General features: G+C 74.0%; 12 protein-coding genes. All 12 read right to left on the bottom strand.

The genetic code is table 11. The features are described from left to right. Positions 1–37 precede the first annotated feature (37 nt). Positions 38–1,390, bottom strand: coding sequence for a hypothetical protein (locus ACFRMQ_RS00425; RefSeq protein WP_380725244.1), 1,353 nt, complete (start codon positions 1,388–1,390; stop codon positions 38–40). 325 nt (positions 1,391–1,715) lie between these two features. After that, a complete protein-coding gene (locus tag ACFRMQ_RS00420) occupies positions 1,716–2,729 on the bottom strand; it encodes a Scr1 family TA system antitoxin-like transcriptional regulator (RefSeq protein ID WP_380725242.1) in 1,014 nt (337 codons plus the stop codon). Further along, complete coding sequence (locus tag ACFRMQ_RS00415; protein WP_380725240.1) at positions 2,729–5,050, bottom strand: Helicase associated domain protein; 2,322 nt, start codon at positions 5,048–5,050, stop codon at positions 2,729–2,731. The genes ACFRMQ_RS00420 and ACFRMQ_RS00415 overlap by 1 nt, the downstream gene beginning before the upstream one ends. A gap of 417 nt (positions 5,051–5,467) precedes the next feature. After that, the gene (locus ACFRMQ_RS00410) at positions 5,468–6,841 is read right to left on the bottom strand and encodes a Scr1 family TA system antitoxin-like transcriptional regulator (protein ID WP_380725238.1); all 1,374 of its coding nucleotides are present in this window, start codon (positions 6,839–6,841) and stop codon (positions 5,468–5,470) included. A gap of 208 nt (positions 6,842–7,049) precedes the next feature. Next, the gene (locus ACFRMQ_RS00405) at positions 7,050–7,907 is read right to left on the bottom strand and encodes an SAM-dependent methyltransferase (RefSeq protein WP_380725236.1); all 858 of its coding nucleotides are present in this window, start codon (positions 7,905–7,907) and stop codon (positions 7,050–7,052) included. Further along, the gene (locus tag ACFRMQ_RS00400) at positions 7,904–8,881 is read right to left on the bottom strand and encodes a hypothetical protein (RefSeq protein WP_380725234.1); all 978 of its coding nucleotides are present in this window, start codon (positions 8,879–8,881) and stop codon (positions 7,904–7,906) included. The genes ACFRMQ_RS00405 and ACFRMQ_RS00400 overlap by 4 nt, the downstream gene beginning before the upstream one ends. Beyond that, positions 8,878–10,377, bottom strand: coding sequence for an SAM-dependent methyltransferase (locus ACFRMQ_RS00395; protein WP_380725232.1), 1,500 nt, complete (start codon positions 10,375–10,377; stop codon positions 8,878–8,880). Before ACFRMQ_RS00395 ends, ACFRMQ_RS00400 begins: the two co-directional genes overlap by 4 nt. Beyond that, a complete protein-coding gene (locus ACFRMQ_RS00390) occupies positions 10,374–12,281 on the bottom strand; it encodes a glycoside hydrolase family 15 protein (protein WP_380725326.1) in 1,908 nt (635 codons plus the stop codon). Before ACFRMQ_RS00390 ends, ACFRMQ_RS00395 begins: the two co-directional genes overlap by 4 nt. A gap of 72 nt (positions 12,282–12,353) precedes the next feature. After that, positions 12,354–13,223 carry a Scr1 family TA system antitoxin-like transcriptional regulator gene (locus ACFRMQ_RS00385; RefSeq protein ID WP_380725230.1) on the bottom strand — a complete coding sequence of 290 codons (870 nt, stop codon included), beginning with the start codon at positions 13,221–13,223 and terminating at the stop codon, positions 12,354–12,356. Next, positions 13,216–15,519, bottom strand: coding sequence for a hypothetical protein (locus ACFRMQ_RS00380; RefSeq protein WP_380725228.1), 2,304 nt, complete (start codon positions 15,517–15,519; stop codon positions 13,216–13,218). Before ACFRMQ_RS00380 ends, ACFRMQ_RS00385 begins: the two co-directional genes overlap by 8 nt. Then, the gene (locus ACFRMQ_RS00375) at positions 15,516–16,364 is read right to left on the bottom strand and encodes a Scr1 family TA system antitoxin-like transcriptional regulator (protein ID WP_380725226.1); all 849 of its coding nucleotides are present in this window, start codon (positions 16,362–16,364) and stop codon (positions 15,516–15,518) included. Before ACFRMQ_RS00375 ends, ACFRMQ_RS00380 begins: the two co-directional genes overlap by 4 nt. Beyond that, a complete protein-coding gene (locus ACFRMQ_RS00370) occupies positions 16,361–18,109 on the bottom strand; it encodes a hypothetical protein (protein ID WP_380725224.1) in 1,749 nt (582 codons plus the stop codon). Before ACFRMQ_RS00370 ends, ACFRMQ_RS00375 begins: the two co-directional genes overlap by 4 nt. Positions 18,110–18,270 lie beyond the last annotated feature (161 nt).

Raw genomic sequence — 18,270 nt, 5'->3', positions numbered from 1 at the left:
TCGTGTTCGCCGCGCCGGTGGCCGGGCGCCCGGAGGCTCAGGCCGGCGGTGGGAGGTCGGAACCGACCCGGTGTGTGAGCTCACGCACCCGCGGATCGCCGTGCCACGGGTCGAGCCTGCCGACCAGGTCGTGGAGGTAGCTGTGCGCCCGCGGCGATCGCACCCCGGCGAGGATGTCCAGTGCCCGGTAGCCGGCGGTCACCGCCTGCTCGAGGTCCCGGTCAATCGCGTGCGTACTGCCGAGGACGGCGTGACGGATGCCGACCGCGCGCGTAAAGCGGTCCACCGGCATCGCGCCGGCGCGCTCGGCCCAACGCCGGGCCGCTGCCGTGAGCCCGAGGTCCCTGTGCACCTCGACACTGTCGGTGGCCAGCCGCTCAGGGGTCATGTACGCGATCCACGAAGGGTCGTAGGTACCTGGGTGGATCCCGGACAGAAGGTTCTCGCACCGCACCAGTGCGGCAGCGGCGCCCGCGCCGTCACCGTCCTTGGCCAGCGCCCTGGCTTCGGCGAGCTTGCAGAACGCGAGCACCCTCGGTGCGGCGTGGCCCTTACCCCGCTCGTACGCCGCCTCCGCCATGTCCGCGGCCTGCGACGGCCAGCCGGCCAGGAACGTCTTCAGCGCCAGCGTGGCCAGCACGTAGCTGCCCAGCCCCACGTCCCCGGCGGACCGGGCCAGGCGCAGGGCCTGGATCAGCAGCCGGTCCGCCGCGCCGTGGTGCCCCGCGTCCATTGCTGCCCATCCCACCACCCGCGACAGCTCGGCGAGCGCGCTGTGCAGCGCCTGCCCGGTCTCCGCAGAGTAGTTCCCGACCAGCAGCGGGGCTGCAGACCGCAGGCAGACCAGCACGTTGCTGTGGCGCCAGTCCCCGCCCCCGTACCGGGAGTCCATGAGCTGGGCCTGAGCAGCCGCCGCCCACACCTCGTCGACATCGGTCTTGCCGACGCGCCGTTCTCCGTCCCGCGGTGCGGGGGCATCGGCGGGGACCGCCATCCACCGCATCGTCGCCGCGCCGAGGACGGCGGGTGCGGCACTGGGCAGGCGCAGGACATCACGGCGGTGCACGGTCCTCCAGCAGGCTACGGCGGTTTCGAGAGCGCTCTCACGGTCTCGGGGGAAATCCAACCCGACCGCGGGCTCGAACGGCGCCAACTCCCCGAACCCGGCATCCTCAAGAGTGACAACACGGTTCAAACGTTCGCCCAGCAGCCGGACGATCCGCTTCGCCGTCACTTCGCTGGGCCTTGCCCCGTCGAGCCAGCGCTGCACATGGGTATGGGTGTAGACGGTCGGCTTGTCGTCGCTCTGGGACAGCCGGTTGACCTCGCGCGCGAGCCACGCCCGCTTCACGTCGGCCTCCGCGATCAGGCTTCCCAGAGCGGTGTTCACCTCGTGAGGTGTCGGCGCAACTCCGCGCCGGGCGGTGGACGAGCCTACGGCCTGACCGCCGTCGGCCCCAGTGAACGGTGGCGCAGTTTTGCTTCGATCCCGTGCAGACATGGGTCACCTCGTGGTGTCAGCCGCTGTGGACGAAGGGGCAGGAACGAGGACCGGGGCTGCTGAAACAACCTGGCCCGTCGGGTGGTGCTGAGGCCCGACTCCGGCCCCGCATAGAGCCCAGCCAAGGACCACCCGAGGGGAGGGCCGGAGGCCGGGACGCTGTGGTACCTCTCGGTGCCCAATGCCAGCGTTGCGGCGGGGGCGCCTGACGGGGCTACCACGGCAATTCCAGCGTTCCTACAGCAGCCCGTCGCAGTAGTTCGAGGCTCTCTCGGTGCCCCAGTGCGGCTCGGCGCTGGGCGGTCAGCCGGTCGTCGGCCATGTCCTCGTAGAGCGTCTCGTGGGGCCCGCACGGTGTGACCGTGACGGTCCGGTGCTGGCCGAAGCGGAGTTCGACGCGGTTGACGAGGATTGTCTGTCCGCTGCGCAGGGGCACGATGCGAACGCTCAGACCGGTGCCCTCGGCCAGCCTCGCGACGTGCTGCAGTTGCCCGGTCCACGGCTGTGTGCCGGCCTGGGCGTAGGTGTGGAGCAGGCTCTCGTTGATCAGTGCGACGACGCCGCCGCCCGGCCGTTCCAGCCGGGCGGTGAAGGCCTGGGAGCGGGCCATGTCGACGTGGTACTGCCAGAGCGCGTTGTTCTCGAGCGGCAGGCCGTCGTTGTAGAGGATGCACAGCCCGCACCGGGCCTCGTTCGTGACGTACACCCGCCTGCGGGACCTGAGAGCGGCCCGGGCCGAGGGGAGCCGTTGCAGGATCTGCTGCCGCATCGCCTCGGTGTGCAGCGGTGCGGGCATCAGGTCCCCGGCCACGGTGACCACCAGGGTGGTGGCCGCTTGTTCGAGCAGCTGGTAGCGGTGGAGCGAGCCCGGGCCGGTGTCGGCGAAGGACAGGTCCGGATTGCTGGTGCCGGTCTCGCAGTCGCGGTGGTGGGTGTCGAGGGTCGCCTCCCAGTCGTCCGCGGCCCGGATGCTGCCGTAGGCGCGGGCGAGGGCGAGAGCGAGCCCGTCGTCCAGGGCGCGGCGCAGCACGGTGTTGCGGCCGGCTTCCATGTCGGCGAGGCTGCGGGGGGTGAGGTAGCGGCGGGCCGGTAGCCGCCGGTGGACCTCGTCGGCTGTCAGGCGGCGGGTGGCGCGCAGGTGGCCGAGGTGGTGTCCGAGGACGAGGTCTCCGATGGCGGGACGGCGGAGCGGGAGCTGGGTCATGCGTCCCGGGTCGAGGTTCGTCATCAGGACCCCTTCGGCTTGGCGGGGGTCAGTCCGATGGCGACGAGTATCTTCGCCTGCTCGAGTGTGAGCTTGCCGTCGCGGAGCGCTTGTTGTTGCCGCCCGACCCACTCACCGAACTTGGCGCCGTCAGGACCGGTGGCGTTGTACGGGACCCGGACGTGGCCGTGTTGTTCACGGAACGCCCGTAGGGCCTTGACGTTGCGCTGGTACCGGAACTCGTTGCCGCTGAGGTGCAGGCCCTCATCGGTGATCTTCTGGCGGCGGTCAGCGGCCAGCGTGCCGCGGCGTAACTCCTGGAGCCGCCTGATGCGCCAGTCTCCGAGGGGAATCCCGTCTTTGGTGACGTGAAGGCGGGGGACGACCGGCGTGCCGTGCGTGTCGCGGTACTCCAGCCAGGCCTTGAAGTGCTCCTCCCAGCGGTGATCGAGCATGTTGACGATGAACCCGAGGGAGAGGAGTTCCTCGGCGCGCTCAGGGGGCAGGTCGTGGAACTGGGTGCGTCGCGTGTTCGCCTGGGTACCGAGGGGCCGGCCGGCCTTGTTCACGTAGGTGACGGGGACCTTCAGGTGTCCGAACTCCTTACGGAATTCCTTCAGATCGGAGATGAAAGTCTCCCAGACGCGATCGTAGGTGTTCCATACGACGTCGAGGGCTTCGAGCTGCTCGATCTGTTCGGCGGCGAGCAGCCCTTGGGAGTAGCGGGTGCGCTGGTACTCAAGCCAGTTGCCCGCCTGGAGTCCGTCGGGCGTGGCCCATCCCCGGGGTATCCGCAGATGTCCGTGTTCGGCTCGGAACGCGGCAACAGCGCCGAGGAACTCCTCCCACGGGGACGTAGCTGATCGGACCACCTGGACGGCGATAGCTGCGGCGAACTCCGGTGGCACCTCGATGCCCGATACCGCGAGCCAGTCGGGGATCTCCGGTGCGCTGTGCCCCCGGCCGGTGTAGGAGGACGCGCCCAAGGAGCGGCGGGTCTTCTCGAGGGTGCTTGCCAGCTCGTCGTCGTACGCGGCCAGGGCTCGTACGACACCGTAGGCCGTCGCGAACTCAGGGCCTCGCAGTGCCGCAGCGGGGTCTTCGCCTTCACGCAGGAACGCTGGAGCGAACACGAGGGCGGTCTTGTCGACGCTCGGGTCGGGCAGCCGGCCGGCGCGTCCGATGGCCTGGCGGCAGTCGATGTCGCCACGTGGGGAGAGCAGAGCGATCGAGTCGATGTCCGGGATGTTCACCCCCTCGGTCAGGAGCGCGGCGTTGGAGACCACGACAAGTCCTGGCTCGGCAGAGCGCAGTCGGTCCAGGATCCGTTCGCGCTGTTCCGCGTCCTGTCGGCCGGAGATGTGCGCGGCCCACAGGGAGGCCGGGCGTTCAGAGGGGTCCAGATGCTGCAGGGCCAGGGGGAGTGTGGTGGCGAACCATCGGGCGTCGGCGATCGTGCGGTGGTAGGTGATCATGCGGCGCGAACCGGCCTCGGTGGCGGCCCGCAGCAGGGCGATCTGGGTGGCCAGGACCTCGGCCGAGATCCCGGCGGCGCCGGCCTGGTAGTAGACCGGGTTGTCGACGGCGGTGGCGGCCTCGCGCACACGTTCGTCGGTGATGACGGGGACGACCAGCCGGTAGGGCGCGACGATCTTCAGCTCTCTGGCTGTCGCGTAGGACAGGCGGTAGCCGATCGGACCGAAGACCTTGCGGTTGTGCATGCTCACGATGTCGTCGTGGCCCTCGGCCACGCGGCTGGTGACGATCTTCATCGTGGCGGTCATGGAGACGCGCTTGTCCGCGGGGATCCGATGCTGGTCGTGAACGGCGGTCCAGCCGCGGTCCTCCAGCCCGACCGTGCGGTGGGCCTCATCGATGATCGCCAGGTTCCATGCGGGCAGCCGGTGCTGGGCGTGGGCGGTGATCAGGACATCCAGGCTCTGCAGGGTGCAGAACACGGTGACCCGAGCCGCAGGTTCGGCGACGATCGCCGCGAGGGCGGCGGGATCGGATGTGACGCTGGCTCCGAGATCGTCCAGCACGCCACGATGGCGGGCGAGAACCTTCTTGTCGGAGCACACCGCCACGACACGGCCGAGGCTGGCTCGACCGAAGGTGGCCACCAGTTCGGCGGCGGTCTGGGCGATGAGTGCCAGGCTCGGGAAGGTCCGCAGTTCGGTGCGATGAGGAATCCGCCGGCTGATCTCGCCGCTGGTGCGCGTCTTCCCGGTCCCGCACGCCTTCGTGAGGATGGTGCGGTCCTCTTTCTCCAGGACGCGCACGATGGCAGTGGCGGCCTCGATCTGGTCAGCACGCAGAGCACCCTCGGGGAGCTGGGGTGCCATCCATGAATCGTCCGGCTGCGGAACCCCGAGTGCGGGAGTGGAGCCGACACCCGGCACTCGGATCTCGGTCTTGGTAGTGCTCACTCACGGCCAACTTTCACTTGGTGCTGTCGTTGTTCGGTCATGGCCGGCCCCCGAGGTCCTGCAGAGGGAGGGCCAGCTTGCGAGCCGGGCGGACCGGCTGGCGAGTTCGGAGGACGTGACCAGGCCGGCTCGCCGCTGCCCCGCGTGTTCGTACGGTGCGGGCGGACGCAGGGCGCCGCGTCCGCGGCGGAGCACGATGGCCTCGGCCCTGGAGGGATCCGCGAAGAAGGCCACGACCGCGCGGGCCAAGGTCGGAGGGCTTCGGCAGCAAGGTCGTCATGCCCGGAGCAGGGCCTCCGCCCTCGGGTGCCGGGCCCTGAGGCGTGCCGGGGGCTACCACGGCTTGCTCAGCGTGCCGTCTGCTGCGCTCCGGAGCATGTCGAGACTCTCCTCAGCCCCGAGAGCGCGGGCCCGCATGCCGGCCAGCCTCGGGTCCACGACGCTCTCGTACACGGCGCCCATGTCGTCATTGACGGAGACGGAGAGGACACCGTCGGGGAGTTCGAGCTGGACACGCTCGATGATGCCCGCGTGAAAGCCGGAGGCAGGGACGATGCGGATCTCCAACGATGTCTCGTCAGCGAGGCGAGCCAGATGCCTCATCTGCCCCGCATGGATCTGGGCGCCACCGGACTGACGCCAGAGCAGCATCTGGTCTAGGAGAACCACAGTGCTCGGCGCGCCCGGGGACCGGACACGCGCGGCGAAGGCGTCCGTGCGGGCCTGATGAACCTCGCGCCGCCAGGCATGGACGGCGGCTCGGTCCCTCAGCACGCCGGCCCGGTACACCTGGCACAGTCGACATCCGGCGCCCGGCAGCGCGCCCAGGGACGGGCGGTCACGGTGGCCGCGGGACCTGGAACCGAGCCCCGCCCAGACGGCTTCCTCCAAGGCCGCGGTGCGCAGCGGCACCGGCACCAGATGACCACCGCACGCGAGCAGGACGTCGCCAGCGCGCTGCTCGATCACCTGGTACCGGTGCGCCCACCCGAGTCCCTCGTCCTCGAAGCGGCCGGGCGTGAAGCCCAGCATGAGGTCCTGTTGATGTGCCAGGACGCGGCGCTTCCAGTCGTCGGCGGCGTCGTGGCCTGCGCCGTAGGCGCGGGCCAGCGCCAGGCCCTCGCCTGCCGTCATCATGGTGCGCAGCAGGGCGTTGCGCCCGTGCTCGGCCGTGGTGAGGTCGTCGGGGCTGATCCGGAGGTGGGCGGGCAGCCGTTCGACGACGGCGGTGACGTCGTCGCCCTGGCATTCACGCAGGTGGCGCAGGTGCTCGCCGAGAATCCGGTTCGCCAGGGCCGTCTCGCCTGACGGAAGAAAGGTGATCAAGGTGTGCCTCGGGGTCGGCGGAGCTGATGATCTTCCGTGTAGAAGCTCGCGGTTGGGAGCCTCGAGCAGGGCACGGGCCTGGGTACCGTCGAGGGAGACGCCGATCTCGGCACCGGCCCGCCCGACGCGGTGAAGCACTCCGGCTGGCCCCGACGTCGCGCGCACGGGCCTGGCACCTCTGTTCGAGTACACGAACTCGGCGACGTCCGGGCTGCTCGCGCCCTCGTCGTGCGGGACCACGAGGGCCGGGGCCTGCTCCTGGATCCGGGCCGCGACCCGGACGGACAGGACCCGCGCGAGGGCGTCGTCGACGTCGCTCGGGTACTGCAGTGGCGCCGCCGCGGGCATTGTGGCGCCGACGACGAGTACCAGGTTGTCCACGCCGGCCCGGGCCGGGCCGGCACAGCGTGGCGCCCGGCCCAGCCCAGCACGATGCTCAGTGACTCGATCTGGAGGGCCGGGCATGCCACCGCGATGCGTCGGCCGGTACTGGCCGACGCATCGCCGCGGTAGAGCCATCTCCGTTCGGTCCCGACGGATGGTGCCTCCCGCCGAGTGTGGCGCGGGCTGGTGTCGGCGGCTACAGCGCTCACGGGGCACCCCCCGGTACCTGGAATCGACATGCATCGCCCAGTTCGATGACGCCGCCGAACTCGACCAGACCCGGTGGCGTGCCGGCAGGCAGTGCCCGGGCGGGAGCGGGCCCGGGCGCCAACCATGCGCTGACGGGACCCGGCGAGCACGACGGCATCGGGTAGCGGCTGAGCACATCGGCGATCTGGGCGCTGCTGCGCGTCGCGCCCCACCGTCCCTGGGTGCGTTCGCCCATGAAGCCGTTGACGGCCCAGCGCAGCCTGGGCTCGTCCACCGCCCACTGCGAGACGGCGAGGACACTGCCAGGGCCGAGTCGTCCGACCACGGCCCAGACCAGGTTCGCGAAGCCGAACTCGGACAGGGGAGCGGTATGGGGAGCGGAGACCAGCAGCACGCACACGGGCTCGGCCGTATCAAGGCTGCCGGCGACCGCCGGGTGGTCGAACGCGTCCGCGCTCAGGTAGGGGGCGTCCACCAGTACGGTGCGCTCGTCCACCTCGAGGTAGTCGCAAGCCCAGCCGTAGGCGACGGGGTCCTGCTCGACGGAGACGGCCAGCGCACCGGGCTCGTACTCCCGGGCGATCTGGTGCACGTAGGGCTGGCGCGGAATGCCGCAGCCGAGGTCGAGGAACTGACGCACACCTGCGCCGGCGGCGGCGCGGACAACGGAGGCCTTGAAGGCGTGGGCGTTGCGGACCGCGGCGGACACGCCGGCCGCGAGCGCCTCGAGTTCGGCGGCGGCCTCGCGGTCGGCGTGGAAGTGGTGGCTGCCGCCGCCCAGCCGGTCCATCATTCCCAGCCCGTTCGGCCCAGCGAGCCCGGGCGCCCCGTCGAGGGCTTCGTCGGTGGTCACCAGGTCAGCCCTTCGCTCGGCACGGCGAGGACGGGACGCCGTCCGCCGAGCTGCGCCGCGCCCGCGGGGTCGATCGTCCGCCAGGCGGCTTGCGCCTCGTCGGCGCCCACCTGTCCCGCGCACAGGTCGAGAACCTGATCGGGGGTGACCAGCAGACGCAGGACAGTGGAGCCGGACGGCATGGCGAGAAGAGGGCCGGGCAGGTCGGCGACGAGGCGGACGCTGGCACCGCGGTGGCCGATGACCGCCGCGTTCGTCGGCCTGGTGCGGACGACCTCTGCGCACACCCGGCCCAGAGCCCGCTGCGGGACGTCCTCTTCGCCGGGGTCGAGGCGGCCGCCCGGCAGCATGGTGCGGCCGGTGCTCGGGTCGTGACACACCAGCACGAGGCCGGCAGGGTGGACGAGCCAGGCGTGCACGTCCCCGATCGCCATCGCGTGGTTACGGCCCACCGGTGACCACAAGGCGGGTGTGCAGGCCTGTGCCCGGCCCATGACCCGGTGGGTGTCCAGCGGGCTGGGCCGACGCGGGCGGCCGTGCTCCAGCTCGACGGTGCGCCCCTCGATCCGGGCGTGGAGCAGCGAGACGACTCGGTCTTCGGCCTGTGGGGCCTCGGTGCGCAGGTCGGCGGGGGCGATCAGGCGGGGGGCCCGGTGTCGGTCGTCGACGATGGTTGCGCTGGCCTGGGCGTCGGTCAGCACTCGGTGCTCGTACGTGAATACCGTCTGCGCGGTGTCCGGGTACCAGTCGGTGGCGAGCATGCGTCCAGGCGTCAGCATGGCCAGCCCGGTTGCGGCCTGGGCGTGCTGCTGTGCGGCGGTGTGAGGTGTCAGTCCAGGTGGCACGGGCCCCCCGGGAAGAACGGGTCCGTCCGGGCTGGTGGTGAACAGTACGCGGCCGCGCTGGTCGACCAACAGCAGCTCGGCGCGGGTGGTCGGCGAGGCGGGCTGTGCGGGGTCGCTGGCAGTGCTCATCGGCAATCTCCGGCGGGGGCGGGGAACGGGTTCCTGGTGAGGGCGTCGGGCAGGGGCAGACGGGGAATGGCCGGGTGGACCGCGTCGAGTCGGACGGTGCCGGTGGCGACTGCGGCGTAGCCCAGGTGTGCAGCGGTGTGGACGCCGAACGCGCGGGCGGCGGCGCGCAGGAGCGCCTGCGCGAACGACTCCTGAAGGCCGAGATGGTCGGCGAGCCGACTTTCGGGCAGGCCGCCCGTGACCAGGGTGAGGGCCCGCAGGTGGCGCGGGGAGAGCGTGGCCGGGCCCGGCACCAGCGCCAGGCCGATCTGCTGGGGAGTCAGCAGCCGGTAGGCGGCGGTGAGCGCGCCGGCCTGCCCCGGGGTGGCGGCGGCGAGCATGCGGTAGGCCTGCTCTTCGGCGTCCCTCGCTTCGTGCGGTGCCAGGTCGGCGGCGGCCGCGCGGTCGGCAGTGGTGCCGGGCAGCAGGGTGTATCGCAGCAGGGCGAGGCTGTGGCAGTCCAGGTGCGGCGCGGACGGCAGGAGGAGCGCCGACTGGGTGTCAACGGGCGCGGCGGTGAAAGGCGTCGTTTGCCGCCGTACGCGATCGCTGCACCGGCTGGCGGTTTGCCGGTGCGGTGGGAGGGACGGGTCGAGGTGGGCCACGGCGCCCAGCACCGTGACGGGGCTGGGGCCGGTGACGCGTAGGTCCGTTCGGACGGCGGGTGCGCGCGGGGGCAGGGTGGTCAGGTCGGTCAGGCCCGGCCCAAGGAGCGGCAGCCCGGCCACGAGCGCGGCGACCTCGTCGCGGGAACGGATACGTCCCCAGCCGCCCGCGATCTGCTCCTGCATGAGGGCGGAGGCCCGGTCGGCGACATGCGCGTCGTCGCTGACTAGGTGGGTGAGGACGACGAAGCTGCTGGCGGGCAGGAGCGCGGGCAGGTCGGCCAGCAGCGCGGCGGGCAGCGCCTCGTCGGGCAACGTCTCCAGGGTGGAGCACAGCAGGACCGCGACTGGCCTGCCCGGGTCCAGGAGAGCCTGGGCCTTCGGGTGTTCGAGGACCGGGCGCAGCCCGTTGGCGAGGTCGGCGTCGACGACCGCGGTCCGGTCGGAGTGCAGGTAGAGGCGGGCGTGGGCGAGGACCAGGGGGTCGTTGTCGACGTAGACCGCCGTGCTGTCCGCGGCGATGGCCTGGGCGATCTCGTGGGTGTTGCGGTGGCTGTGCAGGGGCAGGCCGCAGCCGAGGTCGAGGAACTGGCGGATGCCGTGCTCGCGGGCGAGGGCGCGGACGCTGTGCTCGGTGAACGCCCTGGCGTGGAAGGCGAGGTCGGGCGCGTTGGGAACCCACCGCATGAACGCGAGCCCGGTGGCGCGGTCGACGGGGAAGGAGTCGGAGCCGCCGATGTAGTAGTTCGTGACCCGGCAGGACCTGGCCGTGGTGAGGAGGCCGTCGATGACCTGGTCCACCAGGGTGCGGTCCGGCGCTGCGGCCGCGGTGACGGGGGCTGGGGGTGTCATGCGGCGGCCTCCGCGTCCACGGGGCGCCGGCTGTGGGGAATGCGGGCCAGCGGGCCGGGTGACGGGGGGTCGAGCGCGAGGGCGGCGGAGATCAGCGCCCACAAGGAGAAGCCCTGCGGGAGGTTCCCGGTGAGCCGCTGGCGGTCGGCGTCCCACATCTCCGACAGCACCCCGTGCGGGGTACGCAGGTCCAGCAGCCGTTCGAACAGGGCCCGGGCCTCGTGGGTATGGCCGACCGCGGCGAGGGCCTCGACCGCGTGGAACGAGCAGGCGACGAAGGCGCCTTCGTCGTCGGTCAGGCCGTCGACGGCGCCGTCCGGGCGCGGCTGGTAGCGGCGCACGAACCCGTTGGCGTCGGCGAGGTCGCGCACGACGGCGTCCACGGTGGACAGCAGCCGCTTGTCGTCCCGGTCGAGGATGCCGCAGGACGCCATCAGCAGCACGGCGGCGTCCAGGTCCCGTCCGCCGTAGTACTGGGTGAACGCGCCGGACTCCTCGCTGTAGCCGTGCCGGCAGACGGACTCCCTGATCTCCTCGCGTACCGCCGTCCACCGCGCGACGACGGCGCCCTCCACGACCTCGGCACCGGCCGCGGCCCGACCGGCGGCCCACCCGACCAGCAGGTCCAGACCCTGCCAGCACAGCACCTTGCTGTGCGTGAAGTGGCGCAACGGGCCGCGGACCTCCCAGATCCCCGCGTCCTCCAGCGACCACACCGCGCAGATCCGCTCGCCCAGGCCGGCCATCAGCCGGTCGACGTCCGGGTCCGCCGGCAGCCCCGCCCGCTCGCACGCCACCAGCGCCTGCACCAGCTCGCCGAGGACGTCGTGCTGCGCCTGGCCGGCCGCGCCGTTGCCGGTGCGCACGGGTGAGGAGCCGGCGTACCCGGGCAGCCAGGGCAGTTCGCGTTCCGTCAGGTCGCGCCCGCCGTCGAGGGTGTACATGATCGCGAGCTGGTCGAGGTCGCCGCCGGCCGCCCGCAGGAGCCACTGGCGCCACCGCGCGGCCTCCTCCAGGAAGCCGCAGCGGACCAGCGCCTCGACGGTGAGCGCGGAGTCGCGCAGCCAGCAGAAGCGGTAGTCCCAGTTGCGGGCGCCGCCGATCCACTCGGGGACCGAGGTCGTCACCGCCGCGGCCACGGCGCCGCTGTCCCGGACGGTCAGGAGGCGCAGCAGCGCGGCGGCGCGCAGGACCGCCTCCCGGTAGGGGCCCTGGTACGTGAGCCTCGATGACCAGGCTGTCCAGTCGCGGCGGGTGGCGAGCAGGTCGACGTCCGGCACCGGGGCGGGTGAGGTGGCGGCGCGGGAGCCGCCGATGGTCAGGGTCAGTGTCGCGCGCTGCCCGGCGGTGACGGTGAACTGCGCCGCCCAGCCCGGCCCGACGTCGGCGGGCGTGTGCCGGGGGCCGTCCAGGAGCAGGGCGACGGGGCCGGCCGACAGGCGCAGGGCCTCGGCGCCGTTGGGCCGGCGCAGCCGCTGCGCGTGGCCGGGCAGGCGCCCGTACTCGAACATCGGCGCGTAGTGGGAGGTCATGGGGACGGTGCCGGCGAGGCCTTCGACGATCTGGTGGAGGCGGCTGACCGTCGAGCCCTGCGGCTGGGGCGGCATGAACGACGTCACCCGCACCCGGCCGCCGTCGGCGGTGTCCCACTCCTGGACCAGGACCAGTGCGTCGCCGTCCCAGTTGCTGCTCGTCGCGCGGCTGGCGCCCGTGGGGGCGAGCGCCCAGTGCCCGTGCTCGGGGCCGCCGAGCAGACGGGCGAAGTGCGCTGTGCCGCCGAGGGTGTCGCAGCCCCACTCGACGACGCCGGCGGTGGACAGCAGCACGGCGGTGCGGCTGTCGCCCAGCGGCACGAGGTCCTCCAGGGCGGTGGCGGCTCTGGCCGGGGGGTGGGGCATGGTCATGGTGCTCACGAGGGGGTATCCGTTCGGGAGGGTGGGTGGGGACCCGGTCCAGGGGGCCGAGCCGGGGTGTGGTCAGGGGGTCGTGGCCAGGTGTGTGCTGACCTGGGACAGCAGGACGCGGCTGGTGGCGGGGTCCCGGGAGCGGGCGAGGAGGACGTCGGTTTGGCGGCTGCGCGCGGCGGCGGCCTCGCCGGTGCGGTAGGTCACGCCGCCCGGGCCGGCCTCGGCCAGCAGCCGGTGCCGCGAGCCCGCGGGGTGGTGGAGTTCGAGGAGCTCGGTGTCCGGGCCGGGCTGGGTGGCCAGCCGCAGGTCGATCACCCGCTTTTCGGAGAGGCGTATGAGGTGGTCGAGTTGTCCGGCCAGGCCCGGCACGCCGAACTGCACGGCGGTGGCCTCGCCGAGGAGGACCGTCCAGCGGGGCGTTCCCAGCGAGGCCGGGTCCAGGGGGACGGTGAGGTGGTCCAGGTCGTCGGGGGTCGGCGCGCCCTGCGTGCCGGCGATCCACATCCCGTACCGGTGGGTGCGCAGCCCGAGGGGGACGACGAGGGCGGCCGTGGCCCGGACCTGCCGGCAGCCCCGGGCCGCCTGGAGGAGCCGGCCCGCCCAGCCCGGGTAGGTGTCCTCGAAGTCCGGGCGCGGGCCGTCGGTGTGCAGGCGCGCGGCGATGGCCGGCAGCGCGGTCCACGGGTCGCCGGCCGGGTCGGTGCCATAGGCGCCCAGCAGCCGCCGAACCTGCCCCGGGCCCGGCGGGCGGTGCCCGCACTCGATGGCGGCCAGGTCGTGGACGGTGCCGCGGATCGAGGACGCGGCCTGGCCAAGGCCCAGGTCGGCGGTCATTCGCTCGGCCCGCAGGCAGGCTCCCAGGAGCAGGGCGCCGGGGTGGGGCCCGCCCGTGTGGAGGTCCCCGGTGCAGGCGGTGAGGACGGCGCGGTGGTCACGCATCGGGTGCCGCCTCCTGTCCCGTCGGCCCGCCGTGGACGCCCTGGACGCCGCGCGGTTGACCGCCCGGCACGGCCGCATGGCCGCTGGCCGGCCAGGCACTGGACGGATGCGCGGGCGTCGCCATCCGTGCCGGCCGGACGGTGCTCTCGCGGGGCGCGGCGGCGGGCTGCCGACTGCTTCCCGGGACGCGAGCGCTGTCCGGGGGGCCGGTCATGGGGACCGGGCGGCGCCCGGGTGTTCCGCGCGGCGGGGACGGTTCCTGGCCGAGGCGCCGTACGGCGCGCTCGACGGCCGCGCGTGGCAGGCCGCTGGGGCCGACATCGTCGGGTGCCCGGTTCTCCCGGCCCATGCGGGCGAGGTACTCCTCCGCCCAGGTCGTGTCGGCCCAGGCGCAGAAATGGGTCAGCTGGATGCGCGCGTGGGCGTCCAGGGTGTGGCCGGTGACGACCAGCCGCGCCGCGTCGGTGATGCCGTGTCCGTGCCGGCGCAGGTCCGCGAGGTGCCGACGGTAGTCGTCGTCGAGCGCCGCCACCGCGCGGCTGAGCGAGGCGAGGTGGCCTGCGGCCGCGTGCACCGGGACCGCGGGGCGGGTCAGGACCGGGGCGACGAGCAACAGGGTCTGCGTGTCGGCCGGGAACCGGGAGGTGAGGGCGTGGCCGATGGCGTCGGCGACGGCCTCGGTGGGAGCGGCGGGGGCGAGGTGCACGTAGGCCTCCGCGCCGGCCTCCGGAACCGGTTCGGTGGTCGCGAGGATCCGCAGGTCCTGGGGCCCGGACCTGAAGTTCCGCAACACGGCGCCACGCTGGGCCGCGGTGGCACGGGCGTTCAGGTGGCCGATCCAGTGCCGGCGCGGGCGCAGCCACGGTTCCGTCCGGCGCACGGCCTCGGCGAAGCCCGCGGTCAGGGCGGCGGCGTCACGGTCGCCGGCGCAGTGCACGTGGATCCGCGTCAGGCCGTAGCGGGCGGCGATGTCCACGAGCAGCATCTGCAGGCGCATCGGCTCCGTGGACGCGCCGTGGGGCGGTTCAGCGGCCAGCAGCCGGTAGGAGCGGGCCGATCCCGTCGAGGTGAGGACCGGCAGGGGGACCCGCAGCGCGACCGGACCGGTCACCGCCGCGGGCAGGCGCCGGCGCTCGGCCCGATCGGAGGTGACGGCCTCCTCGGACACGCCGAGGTACAGCCGGGCCCACGCGGGAACGTCCGCGTCGGGTCCCGGTACTGCCGCCGGGTGTAGCGGGGCGTCGTAGGACACGACGAGGTCCCACTCTCCCAACCGGTCCGGGCGGTGCCGGTGCTCCGCCGCGAGGGCGGCGAGTCCGGACGCGCTCGCCACGACGACGGCCAGCCCCGGGGCGGCGAGGCGGCCGGGCATCCGGTCGGGGCCCGCCAGGAGGCGCGGGTCCAGTGCGAAGGTCCGGAACACGGGGCGGGTGCGGTCGCTCGCGGTGACCAGCCCCGTGACGCGGACGCCCGCCGGCGCGGCCGTCCGCCACCGGGTGAGGGTGTCGGCGAACGTCGGATCGCTCGAGGTGAGGACCAGCACCCGGGCTGCCCGACGGTGCCGGACGACCGCCTCGGCCACCGCGTGCCGGCCGGCGTGCGGCACGATCGCGCACGCGCGGCCCTTGCCCAGGGCTTCCAGCAGTCCCGCGAGGCGCTCGCCCGGCAGCCACGCGGGAGCGGACACGCGGGCGTCGGCGCCAGGGACGAGGTCGGGGCGCACGTCGTCGAATGCCACGACGCCAGCGAGGCAGCCCAGCGCGACAGCCTGATGCCGGCACGGCACGCCCAGCGCGCGCAGCAGGTCCCCGATCCGGCCGGACACCAGGGAGGGGCGGTCCCCGAGGACGGCCGCGATCTCGCCGTTCGTCAGGTCGCGGGCCATCAGCCGCAGCAGGTGCTCCTCGGGGCGGGTGAGCTCGGCCGCAGTCCGCGTGGCGTGGCCCGCGCGGACGTGCTCGGCCCGGACCACCCGCGCGAGCGTGTACAGGGCGACCAGGCCGGCCCGGTGGACGCGGTAGGCCGCGTACAGGGCGCCCGGCCTGAGGCCGCCGGCGGTCCGGCGTTCGGCGGTCCGGGTCGTCTCCGGGCCCGCCAGCTGGAGGACGAGAGTGACCGCGTCCCGGTCTCGGCGCAGCTTCAAGCCGGGTCCGGCGGTGGTCGGCGCGCCGACGCTCGCCTGCGCGTCCCCGGCGCGGGGCAGGCCGCGACCACGGCCACCCGGAGGAAGCAGCGACCCGGCCGCTGCCGGTGGCTCGGCGTTGTCAGGGCCGGTCACGGTGCCGGAGGCGGTCATCGTGCCGCTCCTGCCACAGTGGTGCGGGCACGCATCCACTGGGCCGCGGCGCGCAGGTGCCCGGGGGCGTCCTGCGGCCGACCCGCGCGGTGGCGGACCGAGTCGATGAGGCCGATGGCCCGCTGCGCCGTCGTTCCGGTGTGGTAGCGGGCGCCGGTTGCGTCCGCTTCCACGATGAGCGGGCCGGCGGGGGTGGTGAGATGGGTCAGCGCGGGGCCGCCAGTGGAGGCGACGGTCGGGACGAGGGCCACTGTCACCCAGCTGTGCCCGGTCAGTTCGGCGAGGTGGTCGAGCTGCTCGGCGGCGGTGGCCGGGCCGCCGGTGGCCCGGTCGAGGACCTGCTCGTCGAGGAGCACCAAGGCCCGCACCGGCGGTGCCGTCGTCGCGACGCGCGCGAACACGGCTCCGTCGGCGCGCGCGCTCCGGCCACGGGTCAGGGCCCGGTGGTAGGCGGCGGTCCGCACACCCGCCGGCACGATGCCGCCGCACGCCGTCCGCCACCCGGTGGCCTGCGACAGGACGCTCTCCAGCCGGCCGGCCCAGCCGGCCTGGTCGTCGGCGGTGCTCTCGCCCCAGGTCTGACGGATGAAAGCGTCCAGGACCGGCAGGTCCTCGTCGGCGCCGAGCGCACGCAGTAGTCGGCTCAGCCGCGGACGCGGCGGGGCCGGTGCCCGGCCCGCCTCGACGGCGGTGAGCTGTGGCACGCCGATCTTCGCCGCGTCGGCGGCTGCCTGCGGGGTGACGTTGGCTGCCTCGCGCAGCGCGGCCAGGCGCAGGCCTGCGACGACTGGACCGCTCGGCACCCGCACTGCGGTCCCCTCGGTGTCGTCGGGGCCGGCGGTCACGAGGCCCGTCCCTCGGTCAGGGCGCGGACGGCTGCGTCGAGGTGATCGCATTGCTTGGTGTCCAGGTACGGGGTGCCCTCGATCCACGGCCACCGCGACCCGGCCGGGTGCTGGATGGCGCGGCCGGCGAGGGCGGGGTCCAGCGCGGCGCACGCCCGAAGAAGCGCCTCGGCGCGGCCGGCGCCGGCGGCGGGATCGGAGGCGACGGGGACCAGGACGGCGAGTGTGCGCGCACTGTCGTGCCGGTCGCGGGGCTCGAGGGCCCACTCGACGGCCTCGGCCGCCGTGTGCTCGTCGTGTGGGGCGAGGACCAGCAGCGCGTCCGCACCCGCGGCCCGCAGTGGTCCGCACGTGGCCAGCACCAGGAGTTCCTCGCGGCCCTCGGCGAACCGCAGCGCCGCCTCGGTCCGCTCCCTTTCGGGCAGGCCGGGAGCGATCGCGCCGGTCCACGAGGACGCCGGGCGCCGCCACGCGGGCAGGGTCGCCCCCACTCGGCCCACCGCGTCGGCGACCCGCCGGCACATCGACGGCGAGTGGCAGGCCACCTGCACCCGCTGCAGCCCGTGCCGCCGCGCCGCCTCGAGGACCACGGTGGCCGCGTCGCCCGTCCAGGGCACGGCCAGCAGCCGGTGGCCGCGTACCAGGCCCTGCCCGGCGGCGAGTGCCGCAGTGCGCCGCACCGCGAGGTCGGTGTCCCGGGCAAGGCAGTGCAGAGGAAGGGACGTGAGGGTGAGGCGGGCCGCGGCGTGCAGGTCCCGCCTCTCACCTGGCCGCGCGCCGGGATGTTCGGGCGCCCCGGGAGGGCAGGTGCGGGCGTCGACGGTGACGATCAGGTGCCACGGGGCGAGCTTCAGGCCGGCCAGCCGATTCACGGCGTCGGGCGTGGCCACGACGGTGACCGGCTGGCGGGTGCCGGCCAGAGAGAGCAGGCCGCGCTGGGTCCAGGCCAGGGCCCGCTCCCCGTCGTCGTGCGCGGCGCGGGGGCGCGGCCGCAGCCCCACCACGCTTCCCTCGTGTTCGCGGGCGCGGGACCACGTGTCCATCGCGCTGTCCCACGCCGGGCCGTCTGCGGCGATCACCAGGACCCGGGCAGCGTGGCCGGCGCGGGCGTGGGCGACGGCGGCGGCCACGACGTGCTGCTCGGGCTGCGGGATCTGCGCGGCCGCGTCCGGCGTGCTGGCCAGGGCGCTGAGGATCGCTTCCACGGCGGGGGCGAGCGGGGCGGGGACGTCCGGGGCGGGCAGCGGAAGGCCGGGGCGGGCGTCGCCCGGCCGCACCAGGCCACGGCTGGCGGCGAGTGCGGTCGCCTCGTGGTCGGTGGCCACATGCAGCAGCCGCCGGACCCGTGCGGCACGCTCGCGCACGGTGGCCTGGGTCAGGGAGAGTTCGGCGGCGATCTCGGCGTGGGGGAGGCGGGCGAGCAGCCGAAGCAGGGCCCGGTCCGCTGCGTCGAGGTCCCACGGGTCTGCCGCCACGCGCGGCAGGCGGATGGCGGGGATGAGGCCAGCGGCCGCGTACTGGGCGGTGAGCTGGGCGCGAAGGAAGGTGTGGCAGCGCTCCATCAGGGCCGCCGTTTCGCGCCGGACGGTGGCGAGCGGGGCTTTCTGGCTGGCGGCGATGCTCCTGACGCTGCCCGGACCGCACAGCGCGGCCGCCCAGTCGAGCGAGGCCCGGCCCTGGGGCAGGGTCCCGGCGAGCAACTGCGCCGCGCTTGGCGGGGTGTGGACGGTGACGGGAGTGGACACGGGGTCGGCGTGGTTCACAGGGTTCCTGGAGGTCGGGTGCGGGCCGTGGTGTCAGGGGCGGTGAAGGGCGGTGGGATCGGGCCCCTCGTCGCCCTGGAACCGGTGACCCGGCGGCCGGCGGGTGGAGGCGGGCGGCGGTGACACGGGCGGTTGGGCGGCAG

Origin of the sequence: Kitasatospora sp. NPDC056783, assembly GCF_042789895.1 — a bacterium.
Lineage (GTDB): Bacteria > Actinomycetota > Actinomycetes > Streptomycetales > Streptomycetaceae > Kitasatospora.
The sequence above is the reverse complement of the archived record's forward strand: the minus strand, read 5'-3'. Positions and strand labels throughout refer to the sequence as shown.

Bases quoted from the DNA above. Each gene is read 5' to 3' on its own strand.
- ACFRMQ_RS00380 (WP_380725228.1), bottom strand. From the start codon at position 15,519: ATGACCGCCTCCGGCACCGTGACCGGCCCTGACAACGCCGAGCCACCG.
- ACFRMQ_RS00385 (WP_380725230.1), bottom strand. From the start codon at position 13,223: ATGCGTGACCACCGCGCCGTCCTCACCGCCTGCACCGGGGACCTCCAC.
- ACFRMQ_RS00395 (WP_380725232.1), bottom strand. From the start codon at position 10,377: ATGACACCCCCAGCCCCCGTCACCGCGGCCGCAGCGCCGGACCGCACC.
- ACFRMQ_RS00390 (WP_380725326.1), bottom strand. From the start codon at position 12,281: ATGACCATGCCCCACCCCCCGGCCAGAGCCGCCACCGCCCTGGAGGAC.
- ACFRMQ_RS00420 (WP_380725242.1), bottom strand. From the start codon at position 2,729: ATGACGAACCTCGACCCGGGACGCATGACCCAGCTCCCGCTCCGCCGT.
- ACFRMQ_RS00415 (WP_380725240.1), bottom strand. From the start codon at position 5,050: ATGGCACCCCAGCTCCCCGAGGGTGCTCTGCGTGCTGACCAGATCGAG.
- ACFRMQ_RS00400 (WP_380725234.1), bottom strand. From the start codon at position 8,881: ATGAGCACTGCCAGCGACCCCGCACAGCCCGCCTCGCCGACCACCCGC.